Here is a 15,184-nt window from a genome sequence, read left to right as displayed (position 1 = left end):
CTTGCTCCGCTCCATAAGTGGAAGTCGAGCATCTAAAGGTTCAATGGGTCCCGCTGCTTTCCTGGGCGTAGTTTGAACCTTCGCCCCGCGTCCCGCCACTAACCTGGACGATGTACAAGGCAGGGGTGGCAATGTGATTCTGGTCGCTCACTCTTTCTATCTGCGGCGCGACCGCAAACAATTCGAACGATCTAAACCCTATGCGCCGCTGGCCACCCTGCTCGCCGTAGCGATCCTTCGCGAGCGGGGTCATCAAGTCGCGTTGTTCGATGCCACCTTTGAACCCTGCACCGACATGTTCGACCAGTGCCTGGCCGAACTGAAGCCCGCGATCGTCCTGATCATCGAGGATAATTTCAATTATCTCACCAAGATGTGCACCGAGGATCGGCGTGCCGATGCCCTGCACATGGTGGCTGCGGCGCGCAGTGCCGGCGCGCGGGTGGCCGTCAACGGGCCAGATGCCTCGGACAATCCGCGCCAATATCTCGAGGCCGGCGCCGACGCGGTGCTAACGGGCGAGGGAGAACTTGGCGCGAAGGCGATCACCGAGGCGCTTATAGGCGCAACGCCGCTCGAGAAGACGCCCGGGCTGATCCTGCTCGATGCCACGGGGCAGCTGCATTACACGCCACCTCGCCGGCAGGAGCATGCACTGGATGCACTGCCTTTTCCCGCCTGGGATCTGGTCGATGTCGCCGCCTATCGCGATACATGGACGCAGGCTCATGGCCGCTTGTCATGGAACATGGCCGCGTCGCGCGGCTGCCCATATTCTTGCAACTGGTGCGCCAAGCCCACGTTCGGCCGGCGCTACACCCAGCGTTCAGCGGCATCGATCGCCGAGGAAATGGCGCGGCTCAAGCGCGACGTCGCGCCCGACCATATCTGGTTCGCCGATGACATCTTTGGAATGACCGAAGACTGGATCGCCGAATTCGCCGAAGCCGTGATCCGGCGTGACGCGCGCATCCCGTTCATGATGCAATCGCGTACCAATCTGATCACCGAACGAGTGGTGACGGCGCTGGCGGCCGCAGGCGCTGAGGAGGTCTGGCTCGGCGTCGAATCCGGTTCGCAGCGGATTCTCGATGCGATGGACAAGGGCACGCAGGTCGAATCCGTGCGGCATGCTACACGGACGTTGCGTCGGCACGGGATTCGCACGGGCTGGTTCCTCCAGCTCGGCTATCCGCCCGAGGACTGGGAAGACATTCTCCTTACCCGGGATTTGCTGCGCGACGAACGACCCGACGAGATCGGCGTATCGGTTTCCTATCCGCTGCCGGGCACGGTATTTCACGATCGCGTGGTCGCCGAGCTTGGCGTGCGCCGCAACTGGCGCGACACCGATGAGCTCGCGATGCTCTTCCAGGGCACCTTCGACACCGCATTCTATCGCATGGTGCGCGACGCGCTGCACGCGGACGTGGGCGCGGGGATGGTCGATGAGCTGCATTGGCATGACCTTGCCCGTCGCGCGGACGCCCATCGCTCATCGAACCCGGTTCGGATGGAGCTTCGCGCGTGAACGTCCCGCTCTCCGACACGCTTGAGCGCTTTCGCACCGACTATGCCGCCCATCGCGCCCTGGAAGGCCGCGGGCATGGACATGAAGAGCTGCTCAGCCTCCCCTGGCTCAAATACGGGCCCTTGGCGCGGCAATGGGCGGTGCGCGCTCGGACTTTCGAGGCCTTTGTCGAACATGTGGTCGATCCGATGGAGAGGCACCTTCGGCGGCGGCCACGGACGCTCGATCTCGGCGCCGGGAATGGCTGGTTGTCCTATCGGCTTGCGCTGCGCGGGCATGATTGCGCCGCCATCGATATTCGCGACGACAGGGTCGACGGGCTTGGCGCCGCAAAGGCTTTCCTGGAGGAAGTGTCTTTCGATTGCTTCGTCGCCTCGTTCGACGCGCTGCCGGTGGGAGACCGCATCGCCGATCTCACCGTGTTTAATGCCGCGCTCCATTATGCGACCAATCTCGGTACGACCCTGGCGGAGGCCGTGCGCGCGACACAGCGCGGCGGGACGATCGTCATTCTCGATTCCCCTTTCTATGCGCAGGATGCGCAGGGCGCCGCGATGGTCGCCGAGAAGCATGCCCATGCCGCCGAGCGCTTCGGCGATCGGGCGGGGAGCCTGCTCGCGCTGCCGCACATCGAATATCTCACCGCCGCGCGGCTAGGCCGCGCTTCGGCATCGCTGGGCCTCGTCTGGCGACGGCGGCGCGTCACCTATCCGTTCTGGTACGAGCTGCGCCCGCTCACCGCCCGGCTGCGGCGCGCTCGCGTTCCATCGCGCTTCGACATCTGGACTGCCCAAATTCCATGATCCTGCTGATCAACCCCCGCGCCACCCGTGCCAAGAACCGCCGCTTCCCGCTGAGCCTGATGGCAATCGGCGCCGCGCTTCCCGACGGCACCGACTGGGAAATCCTCGACGGCAACCTGCCCGGCATGGATCTGCTCGGCAGCGCCACCGCGATGATCGATGCGCGCGCCGCGTCATCGGATCCGGTACGCGCGATCGCGCTCACGGTGATGCCAGGGCCGCAGCTTGTCAGCGCGGTGCCGCTGTCGAAGGCGCTCAAGCAGCGCTATCCGGACATTCCGATCATCTGGGGCGGCTATTTCGGCAGCCTCTATCCGGCTCCGGTGCTCAATGCGCCCTATGTCGACTGGGTAATCCGCGGCCAGGGCGAGCAAACCTTTCTCGAGCTGCTGGAAGTCATCGAGGGCCGGCGGGATCCCGCCAGCGTGATGGGCCTCGCCTTCCGCCAGGCCGATGGATCGCACTGGATCGGACCCGAACGTAAATGGGTGGGTCCGGACGAACTGCGCGATCCGCCCTTTCACAAGATCGATGTCGCCACCTATCTGCACCCGACCATCATCGGCCAACGCTCGGGCGTCTATCAAGCGTCGATCGGCTGTCCCTTCGGATGCAGCTTTTGCGGCGTAATCTCGGTGTTCGGGCGCAAGGAGAAGGTGCAGGCAGCGGATCGCGTGGCCGCGAACCTTGCCTTCCTGGTGCGCGAGCACGGGATGGATTCGGTCCATTTCTACGACAACAACTTCTTCCTCAACGAAAAGCACGCGCGCGCGATCGGCGAGGCGTTCCTGCCGCTGGGGATACGCTGGTGGTGCGAGGCACGGGTCGACACGCTTTCCCGTTTCTCAGACGACACCTGGGACCTGCTCCGGCGCGCCGGCCTCAAGATGGTATTCTGCGGCGCCGAGTCCGGATCGGACGAAGTGCTCAAGAAAATGTCGAAGGGCACCACGACCGACCAGATCCTGACAGTCGCGGCAAAGACGCGCGAGCACGGGATCATCCCGGAATTCTCCTTCGTCTTCGGCGATCCGGACGAACCGGAGCGCGAGACCGACAACACGCTCCGCTTCATCCGGCGCCTGAAGGCGGTCAATCCCGAGATGGAAATGATCACCTATTTCTACACGCCGACGCCGCAGCGCGCCGCGACCTATGGCGATGTAGATCCGCTCACCGGCACGCCGACCGATCTCGAGGAATGGGTCCAGCCCGACTGGGTCAACTGGATGACGCACGAGGATCCGCATCTTCCGTGGATGGACCGGCGGATCAAGGCGCGGATCGAGAATTTCGAACTGGTGCTCAAGAGCCGCTTTCCGTCGGTGCATGACGGCAAGACGCGCGCCTGGGGCAAGCTGGTCGGCCGGATCCTTGCGCTGCGCAGTTGGGCGCGCGAGGACTATGGCAACCCGGTGCTGCTCCGCAGCATTCGCCGGCTGGCGCAACGCGCGAGCGACGACAGGCAGGCCTATGGCCATCTCCGCCAGGGCGCGGACGAACTGGATGTGGCAGCATGAGCGCGCTGCCCTTCGCGAAGGAAGCCTGATGCGGATCCTGATCCGCACGCCCGATCGCGATATCGCGATCGAGGGAGGCATGCTCGTCGAGCCATCAGGCGATTTCGACATCCGGTTCGACTTCGACCGAGGCCATGTCCGCCCCGGGCTGATCAACGCGCACGACCATCTCCACCGCAATCACTATGGCCGGCTCGGCGAGCCGCCCTATCCGGATGCCTATGCCTGGGCGCGGGATGTCCAGCTTCGGTACAAGGAACTGATCGCCAGGCGCCACGCGCGGCCGCGCCGCGAGGCGTTGCTCGCCGGCGCATGGAAGAACCTGTTCGCCGGCGTCACCACGGTGGTCCACCATGATCGGTGGGAAGCCGATTTCGAGCGCGACTTCCCGCTGCGCGTCGCGCGCATCGCCACCGTCGATTCGCTGGGCACGGCGCCGGATTTCGTCGTTCCTGCAGCCGCGCCGCGCTTCTGCACGCATCTCGCGGAGGGCGTCAGCGCGGCCGCCAAACAAGAGGTCGACACGCTCGACCGCATGGGAATGCTCTCGCCCCGGCTGATCGCCGTGCACGGGGTCGGCATGGATCGCGACGCCATTGCGCGCTTCCGCGCGTCGGGTGCGGCTCTGGTCTGGTGCCCGACGTCCAATCTGTTCCTGCTGGGGCGAACCGCGCCGCGGGCGTTGCTCGAAGGGGTGGACGTGCTGCTCGGCAGTGACTCGCTGCTCTCCGGCGATGGCGATCTGCTCGATGAGATGCGGGTCGCCCGCTCCCTTGGCTTCCTGTCCGACGAACGGCTCACCGACGCCGTCGGCGCGACCGCCGCGCGCCGACTGGGCCTGGCGGCTCCCTCACTCGATCCCGGCGCCGCGGCCGACATTATCGTGCTGACCAAGCCGCCGCTGGAAGCGCGGGCGGAAGATGTTGTGCTGGTGATTGTCGACGGCATCCCGCGCGTCGCGCGGCTCGATCTGGTGCCTGCCCTGGGCACGCTGGCGATCGCCGGACGCATTCGCCGTCGAGCAGGCATCAGCCGGTGGACGGCCGCTTGGGCGGCCGATTCCACTCCCGCCACTCCGCCGCGCGGGGAAAAAACTCTCTCAACAATGGGTATATTTCAATGACTCTTGCTCCCAAGATTTCCATTCTCGCCGCGTTGTTGCTGGCGGGGACAGGCACGGCCTGGGCTCAGGCCGAGACGGCGCCCGCACCCGTGCCCGCACCCACACCTACGCCCGCGCCTCAATCGGTGCCGGTACCCGACGCGACCGCGGCCTCCGAACCAGCGCAGGAAGAGGTGCCCGCCGACACCCCACCACCGCCGACCACGGACATAATTTCGGGCCGCACGCTCTCGATCCTGCTCGACGGCCGGCTGGTGGCCGCCGACGGGCACAAGCGCTTCTCCGACGGCGGAACAAGCATCACGCGCTTCTCCGGCGCGAAGAATGGCGATTTCCGCGTCGAGCCGCTCCCGATCGAAGCCGACCTGATCTGGACGCCCCACTTCACCAGCTCGCTCTCCGGCAACGTCTCGGTGGCATGGCAGCGCGATCAGGAGAACGCCGTCGACGTCATCGAATCGTTTGTTACCTTCCTGCCGCCGCGCTCGGGCAAGGTGAGCATTTCGGCCAAGGCCGGGCTCTACTGGCCCGAGATCTCGCTCGAGCATGCGACCGGTGGCGCCTGGAGCACGGTGCACACGATCACGCCCTCGGCCATCAACAGCTGGGTGGGCGAGGAGACCAAGGTGGTCGGCGCCGAGGCGACGCTAACGGCGAGCCTCGGCAATCACGATATCTCGGCGACCGCGGGTGTGTTCGGTTTCAACGACACGTCGGGGACGTTGCTTTCGTTCCGCGGCTGGGCGCTGCACGATATGAAGGCGACGATGTTCGGCCGCTTCAAGCTGCCGCCGCGCAACCAATTTATGACCGGCGCCCAGGAGGATGTGACGCGATCGACGATCGAGCTCGACAACCGCCCTGGCTTCTATGGACGGATCGAGTGGCGGCCGCCGGCGCCCTTCACGATCAACGCCTTCTATTACGACAATCGCGGCAATCCCGAGGCGTTCACGCCGAACCTGCAATGGGGCTGGCGGACGCGCTTCGCCAATCTGGGCCTGACTTTCGAGCCCGTGCAGGGGACCCGCATCCTCGCGCAGGGAATGTATGGCACCACGCAAATGGGCTTCAAGGACAATGGCGTCTACTGGGTTGATACGATGTATCGCTCCGCCTATCTGCTCGTCGCGCACGAGATCGGGAAGGGCGAGATCAGCGGCCGTGCCGAGTTCTTCAACACGCGCGAGCGTGGCAGCGAGATGGACCATGACCAAGAGAAGCAGGATGGCTGGGCGCTCACGGCGGCCGGGCGCTGGTCGTTCACCAACAATCTGACCGGCTTCCTGGAAGTGCTGCGCGTGAACAGCCAGCGCGGCACGCGCGCCCGGCTCGGCTTGCCGGACGATGAGACTCAGACGGTGATCCAGGCTTCGGCCCGCCTTCGGATCTGATCACGGAAATGCCGTCGCGCCCCGGGGACGGGCGCGGCGGCTCTCCTTTATTGCGCAGCGACAGTCAGGGTGCCGCGCATCCCGGGATGGTAGATGCAATAGAAAGCGATGCTTCCCGCCTTCTTCACTACCATGCTGACGCTCTGACCCTGCTGGACCCGAACGTCGAAGCTCTTGTCGCGGGCAGTGGCGGTGTGGGGCACGGTGTCGCGATTGACCCAGGTGATCGTGTCGCCGACCTTCAAGCCACTGGGGAGCTTGCCGAAGCTCATGCTCCCCATCACCACCGTGTATTTCTGCGGCGGTGCCGGTGAGCGTGCGGTCGCAGTGGTGGCCAGGGCGAATGTCAGTAGCGCCGCAGCGCCCGAGATCCGCAGCAGGCCGCGGCGAGACAGATTGGTTTTTCGTGAATCCAGCATGTGCGGCTCATTCCCTTCGATGGTGCGCCGTCGCGATCGGAGGCCAGTCAAGCAACGGGCGCGAACAGGCACCGACGGCACCCGCGACCTGGGCCGGCATCCGATCGCGCCGACCGTCGTAAGTGTCGTCGACCGGTGACGGGGTTCAAAGCCCGCCAGGCCGTAGGCAAATCCGCTCGGGAAAAGCAGCACTAAAGCGCTGGAAAAAATGTCGGCGCAGCTCCCCCGCCGGGGAAGCTTATCCAAGCATTTTATGATTCACGGGGGAAAATGGTGGAGCCGAGGGCCTTAATTCGCACGTTCGCCTGCGTTCGCCAGTGTTCGTTTTTGTGAATCTTTACAGATACTTGCTTATCACTTATGATCTTGGGTGTTCGCCAATGATCGCCCAAAATCGTGTCACAATGGTGGGACGGTAGGGGTGCTCAAGTTTGGTTCCCAAAGGATCCACCATCGCCATGTTGACCGTCTTCAAAGTGAAGCATGCCAAGCCCGGCAAGTACTGCGATCATCGCGGACTCTATCTGCTCGTACGGCCCACGGGCTCGAAGTTTTGGCTCCTCCGTGTGCAGTATGATGGTCGTCGCCGGGAATTCGGATTGGGGTCAGTCTACGACGTGAGCCTCGAGGAAGCGCGCGAAACAGCCCATGCGCTGCGTCGTAAGATCAAACGAGGTGAGGAGCCCGCCCCGCTTCTGAAGTCCGTGCGACGGGAGCCTCCAAAGAGGCGAGTTCCGACTTTCGAGCAGGCCGCGCGCGATTGCTACAACGCGCTGAAAGATGGCTGGAGGGACAAGCGAAAGAAGAGCTGGCTCGCAGGGTTCGAGACAAACATCTTCCCGCTAATCGGCCCGAAGCCTATCGATGAAATCGACACCGCGGCGATCCGCGACGCCCTAGCGCCTATCTGGCTCAAGATCCCCGATACCGCTCGAAAGATCCTCCAGCGTACCCAGGCAGTGCTCGACTTTGCCCACCTGAAGGGCTGGATCCCGGCCGAGGTCAATCTTCGCCTCGTCCGAAAAGGCCTGCCCAAACATACGGATCGGGCGAACCATTTCGCCGCCATGCCTTACGCGGAGGCGCCTGCGCTTGCCCAAAGGCTTTCGGAAGAGGAGGCAACCGCCGGCCGCGACGCGCTCCGCTTCGTCATGCTCACGGCAGTACGATCGGGCGAAGCGCGCGGTGCCACCTGGGGTGAAATCGACATCGAGAAGATGGTCTGGTCGATCCCGGCTGAGCGAATGAAGGCTCGAGAGCCGCATCAGGTGCCTCTCAGTCTACAGGCGATAGAGATCCTGAAACGCCGCTTTCGGCGTCGCACGTCCAATACCGGCTTCGTCTTCACCAACGATGGGGAGCGGGCGCTGACCGACATGACGATCTCGAAGGTGCTCCGCAGCTCCGGCGTGGAACGCTTCACCGTGCACGGCTTCCGCAGCACCTTCACCGACTGGGCTGCCGAGAAGACCGACTTCCCGAAGGAGGTCGCCGACAAGGCGTTGGCTCACAAGATTCCAGACCCAGTGGAAGCGGCTTATCGAAGGACCGACTTCTTCGAGAAGCGGCGCGCGCTTATGAACCTCTGGGCGGACTTCCTTAACGGACCGGCTTGGAAGGAAGAAGCATCGGAAGGAAACAGCGCCTAAACTCCGCTAACCTGCCGAATCTCCTGACAGCCTCAGGCGTTCTGCCAGTCACCCTCGGCGTCATCGATCGCCTGAAACACGTCGCCGTCGGCCTGCTGCTTCCGCAAATGCGCCCGCACCGCCTCGGGATCGCCATCCTTCGGAAATGTGCGGTCGGCACGCGCGGCCTCGGCGATACCGTCTATCCAGTCGCCGCGTTCGCGCTGGGCCAAAAGCCATCGCCCGAACGACAGGCCCACGGCATCGGTATCCATTTGGTCGATCATCGACTGCACCTCGTTCGACTTGCGGGCAAAAGAATGTTCCCGGTACGTTCTCTACGCTAGTGGCGCGAACATGCAATCGCGGAAGCAATGTGATCGCGGGGGCCCGGTTGATTACTCGAGGCGGGACTTCCCCCCTTTCGCCGTCCCAGAATTCGTTACGCGCCCCGCCCGGCTTCCCCGCCGGCCGGGCGCTTTCGTATCGGGCTGTTTTCCAGCGACTCGCGGATGTTGGTAATGCTTGGCGCGCAATGTAGGTGAGCAGCGCACTCTTGGTATTCAGATCGACGTATGGCCCGCAAGCATTCGAAACACGCTCCGTACCCTGATGCGAATCACGGGGAGGAAGCTCCCGCAGTGGTGGCATGCTGGCTGTGTGGCCGCCCTACCGGGAAGACCATTATCTGGCACCATCCCGTGCCAAAAAGCCGCGGTGGGCGCGACGTCGTGCCCATGCACTCCATCTGCCAACAAACGTTGACTGCGAATTTCGCCAACTCGGAATTGCAGCGTCACGGAATGAACGTGGCGGGCCTTCTCGAAAATCCAAACGTCCGAAAATTTGTCGACTGGGTCGCGAAGAAAGACCCGGACTTCACGGCGACCATCACCAAGAAGCAACGCTGACCAGCTGCCTCACCGGCCAGTTAAGACGGCAAGACCGCTCTGCCGGCTAGCCCGGCAGTCGCTCGACGAGTATTCCGATGCCCTCGCCTTCGAAGCGGTTGGCCAGGGCTCCGTCGATCCGAACCGGATGATCGAGAATGAGGATCGCCCGGGCGCGATGCTCGGGATCCAACTCACGCCAGGCCTGGACCGCTTCGTGCAGGTTCGTCACTTCGGCGATATCGTCACCGCCCCTCACGACGTTTTCGAGTGCCGCGCTCATCGTCCAGTCGATTGGCCGACTCGCGGCGGCGTCGCCCCAGCTTGCTTCGGTCATATCGGTTCCCTATCGATCGAGGTCGCTCTCGCTGATTACGATGGTCGGCCGATCCGGACCGTTGGACAGCGCGGCGAGCCCCGCGTCGCGGATCGTGTCGATATGCTGGCGGAAGCTGCTTTCCGCGTCGCCGTCAGGCTGGTCGCCCGTGAGCGCCGTGAGAACGCTATACTGCACTGCGAACTGATATTCCTCGCCATCGACCTCGCCATCGAATTCGACCTGGCGCTCGTCCACATTGTCGAAGACGGTCGAATTGTCGATTTCCAGTTGCTGCGCAGGCATGCTCTTCTCCATCGGTAGGGTCTGGGCTCGGTATCGAAACTGCATCAGCTTCGGTCCGGTTCCGGATGTCCGACCGGAATTGAGTCGTGTCTGGTCGATAGCAGCGATCAGGTCGGCGTCATCGATAATATGCGCGCCGTGTTCGGGCGATCCTACGCCGCGGAGCCGGACCGGCTGAGCGAGGAATTGCGCGCCGACGAGGCGATCGCTGAGGCCGACACGCTGCTGTTGACGGTCCCCAATCAACTGGGCGTCGAGTACAATGCGCGTGTGCTGGAGAGCATCCTCTTACACGTTGCGCCGGCCCTGGGCTGGCGCTGAGGCGTCGGCTGTGAAGCACTCTCCCGCGCGGGCATTGCGTCATTGGTGAACTGAATCTCTACTGAGCGCGGACGCCTTCAGCCATTTCGAACGGTCTCCCCGACTATAAGCGAGGTGCACGCGCGATATAGGCTTCGAGGGTTTCCCGAAGCACGAGCGTTGCGCGGCCAACCTTGATCGCTTCGATTTCGCCGGCGGCGATCAATTCGTACATCTTCGTCTTGCCGATGCCGAGCAGTTCTATCGCGGTGTTCAGCCTGATGCATATCGGCGAAGTTGCACCGAATACCGAGCCCCCCGCCTCGTGATGGGAGGACAACATCACGACGTCCTCCTTCGCTTGGCGAACTCGCGATCGCTGTCAAGGAATGCGCCGAGCATCGCCGGCACCAGCTCCGCCACCGGCTCGTCGCGCCCATAGGTCTCCGAATATAGCGCAGCATATTCGGAGAGAGCCTGGTGCAGGTCGGGAGTCACTGTGATCGCCAGCTTGATCGGCGTGCGATCGGGCAGTTTCGCTAGCTTCAGATCAGGCATTTCACCGGCTCCCCTCACGCCAGGGCGCGAGCACCAGATCCTTGTGAACGATCAACCACACCTGGGCGCCGGGCCGGATCCTGATCGTCGGTTGGATGTTGAGGTTGCGCTGGGTGATCTGGTCACCGGCGCGCGAGACATTGTCCTGCGGCGATCGGCGCATCGCCTCGACCAGATCTCCATCTCCGGTGAACGCCAGCTCGGAGCTCACGCCGAGCAGGGTCGACAAGACAACGCCCTTGAGCAGCGTCCAGGTGTGAAAATCGACCCTGTCCTGCAGGCCTGCATAGCCCGAGGCATCGGTCGCCGGGACATTGTCGATCCGCAGCGAGCTGCCGTCGGGGAGCATGATGCGCTGCCAGACGATGAGCGCACGCTGCTGGCCGAAGGCCACAACGCTGTCGTACTTGCCGATCAGCCTGCTTCCCTGAGGAACCAGAAGCGCCCGTCCTGTGGCGCTGTCGAATATATTCTCCGTCACCTGGGCCGTGACCAATCCGGGCAGGTCCGAATTCACGCCGGTGATCAGGCTGGCGGCAATGACGCTGCCCGCGCTGAGCATGTTGGGGGAAGCAGCGGACCGAAGCTCGTGCGGATTTACGTCGACCGCATCCTGCGGCGCGGCGAGGAATGCCTCCTTTTGCTGCTGACTTCCCGCGAGGCGCATTGATCCGGCCGGCGATGGCCCGGTCACAGCTCCTATCGACGGCGCCAATGTGCCCGTCTCGCCCTGGGCCCCGGGTGCCTCGCTCGGGGTACGCTGACCGCCGGCCAATTGCATCATCACGCCGGACTGACGGGCGGTACGCCGTTCAGTGATGCGGCGCTCGCGTTCCGCATCCGTGGCCTGCGGACTCACTGTCTGTACCGGTTCCGCTTCGACTGTATCATGCCCGGCAAGCGCACGCTGGCGATCGAGAATGGGCCCACCGAGATCGCCCGGAAGCGGGGCACCTAGCCTCGGCACGTCGCCATAACCCCTGGGCGCGCCAGCCAATGCCTCGGGCGGTCGCCGCGCTTCGCTTTCCACGGACTTGTCGTCCGTCGGCATGATCGGACCCGAAATCGGGCGAAGCGCGAGAGACGCGATTCCGATTACCGCCACGGCCGCAGCGCCCGCACCCGCCATGATCACGCTCCGACGGAAGCGGACCACCCGGCGCGGAGCACCGCGCAGCACGAAATCGGCCGGATCAGCTTTGGGGGGAAGCGAAGCCTGATCCGGCGCGGTGCCCGTTTCCTGAGAGGAAGCTTCGGTCATGCGCCCTTCCCCTTATGCTTGGCGGAGCCCTCGCGGGTGATCCGCACGACCAGCTGGCGCTTGGTGCCAAGCCGGAGCTCGGCCGCGTTGAACAGCCGGTCGACCACGTAGAAGTTACCGCGCTGGCGGTAATTGACGAGCTGGGCGGCGCCATCATCACCGATCACGAACAAGGGCGGCGCCTCCCCCTGCCCCAGCGTCGCCGGGAATTCGATGAATGTCTGCTGGCCATCGTCGAAAGCACGAAGCGGCCGCCAATCGGGTCGATCGCCGTCTATGGTGTAGCCGAAGCGCAGCCTGTCGATCGCTATCCCCGCCGCGACCGGGGTCGACGGCTGGGCATCGCCTGACCGTTGGAAGGCAAGCAACGCGCCGGGAGCGTAGGTCCAGGAGATCGCAGCCATGGCCGTCGCAGCCGTGCTCTCGAGCTGGAGGTGGTAACTGCGACGGTCGGTCGTCACGACCAAATTCGTCTTCAGCCCGGCCGAGAATGGCTTCACCAGGATATGGGTGCGCTTCCCCGCGCCCGATCCGCTGGTGGTATCGCCCACGGTCCAGCGGACCGTGTCGCCCGCAGCGATCGCCGTCAGCGTCTCGCCAGGCTCCAGGGCGACATCGGTTACGAGCTCGGGCGCGGCATAAAGGCGGTACAGCGAGCCTTCGGTCCAGGGATAGACCTGCACCGCGTTCACATAGCCATGGCTGCTCGGCTCGAGCAGCGCGGCGCGCGTCGCGCTGTCGACCTGCGCAATTGGTGTCCGCGCGCGTGCGTGGCGAACGGTCTGTCGCCGGGGCGTGCGTGATCGCGGCGCCGGCCTTTCCCTGTCGGCCGGCTCGACGGTGTTGCCCTGCGCCCGTGGCGACGCAGCAGGGACAATGGGCCGGTCAGGCGCATGTTGGGCGAGAGCCGGGCTACTCGCCAGGCAGGCGGACGACAAAAGAATGAAGCGGATCATTGGACATTCTCCATCTTAGGCAGGGAGGATTCCCTCGGGGCCGGCCCGACCGCGCCACCAGGGGCGGGAATGGTCGGGCTTTCGGGCGGCGCAAAGGGAGCGGCGCGCAGGTTGGATCGTGGCGCCGGCTCTTCGAGCTCGCGGCTCCAGTCCACCGCATCGACATAGAGACCAAGCGGGTTCCTGCGCAGGACTTCCGCCGACTTGGGTGGCTTCATCACCACTGTCAGGATGGCGGTCCATCGCGCCGTGTTGACGAGGTTGCCACGCTCGTAGCTGGCCTCGCTCCACTTGACCTGAAACGAAGTCGGCGACGCGCGGACGACGCTCGTTACCTGGACCGACACGGTCCTCTCTCCGACACGGGCAAAGGGTGCCGCGACGCGAGCATATTCGCTCAGCGCCTGAGCGCCGCGCTCGCTTGCGAAATCATAGGCGTGAAGCCAGTTCTGGCGCATCAGCACCGGATCGAGCGACACGGAGCGCACATCGCTGATGAACCGCGCCAGGAACCACGTCACTTGCGGGTCGGTCGGCTTATAGTCCGCCTCGGCCGGGCTGACTGCCCGGGCCTCCCCAAGCGAGTCTACCTCGACGACATAGGGCAGGACGCGGCTCTGCATCGACTGCCAGACCAACGCCGAGGACAGGCCCGTCGACAGCAGCAGGCCACCAAAGGCCATCAGCCGCCAATTGCGCGCCTGCACGCGAGCTGAGCCGATACGTTCGTCCCAAACTTGTCCCGCGCGCTGGTACGGCGTCTCCGGCTCCGGCGTCCTGCCGTAGCGCTGCACGCTTCGCCTGAACTTCATGGTTCGTCCCTTTCCTTGATGTCGGGGGTGGCCGAGGCACCACTGCCGTCGCCGTCCTTCAGCGTCTGAAAGGTGGCCTGCCGGTGATGTCGGGCAGATTGCTCGGAGCGGAGCTTGCGCGCCCAGTCGGGCGCCTTGTCCTGGGCGCTATTGCCGGCGGGAGCCGGCGAACCGGATGTCGTGCCGGCATTCCAAGCCATGTCGCGGCCGCGGGAGGCTGCATCGCCAAGCGGCGCGCCGATATGTCGGGCAGCCGCGCCCTTCGCGGCGTTCGCCACGCCGGCAAGGCCGGCTCCGACGGCTTTCGTACCCGAAGTCTCCTGGCCGAGCTGGTAGGCAGTTGATGCCGCCGATCCCATCGTCGTTCCCGCGCGGACCGCGCCGAGCGCGGTTCCGCCCGCCATTCGGCCCGCACCGGCGAGCGCGCCGCCACCGATCGCCGCGCCCCCGACCACGGCGGCGGTGGCACCCACCGCTGCGCCGGCACCGAGCTGCGGCGCGCCCGCGACCAGTCCGGACGCGATGCCGGGTCCAAAGATGGCGAGGCCGATCAATGTCACGCTTGCGAGGACCAGGCTCATCGCTTGGGCAAGATCCGGCTCCTCTCCCTGCAAGGTGCCCACGAAGTCAGCGAAGAAGCCGCTGCCGATGCCGATGATGATGGCCAGCACCATGAGCTTGATGCCGGAGCTGACCACCGAGCCCATCACCCGCTCGGCGAGAAAGCTGGTCCGGTTCCACAGGGCAAAGGGGACCAGCACGAAGCCGGCCAGCGTCGTCAGCTTGAACTCGATGATCGTGATGAAGATCTGGACCGCGAGCACGAAGAAGGCGGCGATGACGACCAGCCAGGCGATCAGCAGCACACAGATCGTCAGGAAATTGTCGAAGAAGCTGGCGAAGCCCATCATCTGCGAGGCCTGGTTGAGCAGCGGCCAGGCAGCCTGATAGCCAAGCCCGGCAAGGCGTCCGGGCTGCATCAGCTGCTTCTCGGTAAAGGCGCCTCCGCCCGCGGTCAGGCCAGCATGGGCAAAGGACGCGAAGATGATGTTCGCGAGCCAGGAGAAGTTGTTCAGGATGTAGGCGAAGGCACCGACATAAAGGATCTTCTTGAGGAAGCGGCCGATCACATCGCCCTCGCCCGCCATCGCCCAGAACAGCCCGGCAAGCGTGATGTCGATGCCGATCATCGCGCTGGTCAGGAAGCCGACATCGCCGCCGAGCAAGCCGAACCCGGAGTCGATGTAGCGGATGAAGGCCGCAAGAAAGCTGTCGATGACATTGAGGTTGTGCACTTCGGACTATCCTGATGTGAAGAGCGGTGGCCGCGGGGCGCCCGGAGAGGCGGCAGACGCCCCGCGGCGGCC

At 64.6% G+C, this 15,184-nt stretch carries 18 protein-coding genes; 8 read left to right on the top strand and 10 right to left on the bottom strand.

Features of this window, described 5'->3' with window-relative positions:
- Positions 1–133 precede the first annotated feature (133 nt).
- The 5 genes from IAG41_RS00500 to IAG41_RS00480 are packed head-to-tail and all read left to right on the top strand — an operon-like array spanning position 134 to position 6,371.
- Entirely contained in the window at positions 134–1,531 is a 1,398-nt protein-coding gene (locus IAG41_RS00500) for a B12-binding domain-containing radical SAM protein (protein WP_187726642.1), read from the top strand.
- Positions 1,528–2,334 carry a class I SAM-dependent methyltransferase gene (locus tag IAG41_RS00495; RefSeq protein WP_187726641.1) on the top strand — a complete coding sequence of 269 codons (807 nt, stop codon included), beginning with the start codon at positions 1,528–1,530 and terminating at the stop codon, positions 2,332–2,334. Before IAG41_RS00500 ends, IAG41_RS00495 begins: the two co-directional genes overlap by 4 nt.
- The gene (locus IAG41_RS00490; RefSeq protein ID WP_187726640.1) at positions 2,331–3,854 is read left to right on the top strand and encodes a B12-binding domain-containing radical SAM protein; all 1,524 of its coding nucleotides are present in this window, start codon (positions 2,331–2,333) and stop codon (positions 3,852–3,854) included. The genes IAG41_RS00495 and IAG41_RS00490 overlap by 4 nt, the downstream gene beginning before the upstream one ends.
- Before the next feature lie 28 nt (positions 3,855–3,882).
- Positions 3,883–4,977, top strand: a complete 1,095-nt coding sequence (locus IAG41_RS00485) for an amidohydrolase family protein (RefSeq protein WP_187726639.1) — start codon at positions 3,883–3,885, stop codon at positions 4,975–4,977.
- Complete coding sequence (locus IAG41_RS00480; RefSeq protein WP_187726638.1) at positions 4,974–6,371, top strand: outer membrane beta-barrel protein; 1,398 nt, start codon at positions 4,974–4,976, stop codon at positions 6,369–6,371. The genes IAG41_RS00485 and IAG41_RS00480 overlap by 4 nt, the downstream gene beginning before the upstream one ends.
- Before the next feature lie 47 nt (positions 6,372–6,418).
- Here IAG41_RS00480 and IAG41_RS00475 read toward each other — a convergent pair whose 3' ends face one another.
- Complete coding sequence (locus tag IAG41_RS00475) at positions 6,419–6,790, bottom strand: cupredoxin domain-containing protein (protein WP_187726637.1); 372 nt, start codon at positions 6,788–6,790, stop codon at positions 6,419–6,421.
- A 458-nt stretch (positions 6,791–7,248) separates the two neighbouring features.
- On the opposite strand from IAG41_RS00475, the gene IAG41_RS00470 reads away from it, so the two are divergent.
- Positions 7,249–8,439 (top strand): tyrosine-type recombinase/integrase, encoded by a 1,191-nt coding sequence (locus IAG41_RS00470; RefSeq protein ID WP_187726636.1) that lies wholly within the window; start codon positions 7,249–7,251, stop codon positions 8,437–8,439.
- Between the two features lie 32 nt (positions 8,440–8,471).
- Here IAG41_RS00470 and IAG41_RS00465 read toward each other — a convergent pair whose 3' ends face one another.
- Positions 8,472–8,705: a hypothetical protein gene (locus tag IAG41_RS00465; protein ID WP_187727798.1), complete on the bottom strand. Its 234-nt coding sequence runs from the start codon at positions 8,703–8,705 to the stop codon at positions 8,472–8,474.
- Positions 8,706–8,993: 288 nt separating this feature from the next.
- On the opposite strand from IAG41_RS00465, the gene IAG41_RS00460 reads away from it, so the two are divergent.
- Positions 8,994–9,329, top strand: coding sequence for a hypothetical protein (locus IAG41_RS00460; RefSeq protein ID WP_187726635.1), 336 nt, complete (start codon positions 8,994–8,996; stop codon positions 9,327–9,329).
- Positions 9,330–9,375: 46 nt separating this feature from the next.
- Here the strand turns inward: IAG41_RS00460 and IAG41_RS00455 are convergent, their stop codons facing one another.
- Complete coding sequence (locus IAG41_RS00455; RefSeq protein ID WP_187726634.1) at positions 9,376–9,645, bottom strand: hypothetical protein; 270 nt, start codon at positions 9,643–9,645, stop codon at positions 9,376–9,378.
- Positions 9,646–9,654: 9 nt separating this feature from the next.
- The gene (locus IAG41_RS00450; protein ID WP_187726633.1) at positions 9,655–9,930 is read right to left on the bottom strand and encodes a DUF1488 family protein; all 276 of its coding nucleotides are present in this window, start codon (positions 9,928–9,930) and stop codon (positions 9,655–9,657) included.
- Between the two features lie 129 nt (positions 9,931–10,059).
- Here IAG41_RS00450 and IAG41_RS00445 point away from each other — a divergent pair, with 129 nt between their 5' ends.
- The gene (locus IAG41_RS00445) at positions 10,060–10,251 is read left to right on the top strand and encodes a hypothetical protein (protein WP_262408405.1); all 192 of its coding nucleotides are present in this window, start codon (positions 10,060–10,062) and stop codon (positions 10,249–10,251) included.
- A 103-nt stretch (positions 10,252–10,354) separates the two neighbouring features.
- On the opposite strand, the gene IAG41_RS00440 is transcribed toward IAG41_RS00445, so the two are convergent.
- The 6 genes from IAG41_RS00440 to trbL are packed head-to-tail and all read right to left on the bottom strand — an operon-like array spanning position 10,355 to position 15,112.
- A complete protein-coding gene (locus tag IAG41_RS00440; RefSeq protein ID WP_187727797.1) occupies positions 10,355–10,573 on the bottom strand; it encodes a helix-turn-helix domain-containing protein in 219 nt (72 codons plus the stop codon).
- Positions 10,573–10,788 (bottom strand): DUF2274 domain-containing protein, encoded by a 216-nt coding sequence (locus tag IAG41_RS00435; RefSeq protein ID WP_187726632.1) that lies wholly within the window; start codon positions 10,786–10,788, stop codon positions 10,573–10,575. Before IAG41_RS00435 ends, IAG41_RS00440 begins: the two co-directional genes overlap by 1 nt.
- A gap of 1 nt (position 10,789) precedes the next feature.
- Positions 10,790–12,049, bottom strand: a complete 1,260-nt coding sequence (locus IAG41_RS00430) for a TrbI/VirB10 family protein (RefSeq protein ID WP_187726631.1) — start codon at positions 12,047–12,049, stop codon at positions 10,790–10,792.
- Complete coding sequence (gene trbG, locus IAG41_RS00425; RefSeq protein ID WP_187726630.1) at positions 12,046–13,005, bottom strand: P-type conjugative transfer protein TrbG; 960 nt, start codon at positions 13,003–13,005, stop codon at positions 12,046–12,048. Before trbG ends, IAG41_RS00430 begins: the two co-directional genes overlap by 4 nt.
- Entirely contained in the window at positions 13,002–13,817 is an 816-nt protein-coding gene (trbF, locus tag IAG41_RS00420; RefSeq protein WP_187726629.1) for a conjugal transfer protein TrbF, read from the bottom strand. The genes trbG and trbF overlap by 4 nt, the downstream gene beginning before the upstream one ends.
- Positions 13,814–15,112 carry a P-type conjugative transfer protein TrbL gene (gene trbL / locus IAG41_RS00415; protein ID WP_187726628.1) on the bottom strand — a complete coding sequence of 433 codons (1,299 nt, stop codon included), beginning with the start codon at positions 15,110–15,112 and terminating at the stop codon, positions 13,814–13,816. Before trbL ends, trbF begins: the two co-directional genes overlap by 4 nt.
- Positions 15,113–15,184 lie beyond the last annotated feature (72 nt).

This window comes from Sphingomonas sp. JC676 (genome assembly GCF_014489075.1).
GTDB lineage: Bacteria > Pseudomonadota > Alphaproteobacteria > Sphingomonadales > Sphingomonadaceae > Sphingomonas.
Note: the sequence above shows the minus strand (reverse complement) of the source record. Positions and strands in the feature narration are given on the sequence as shown.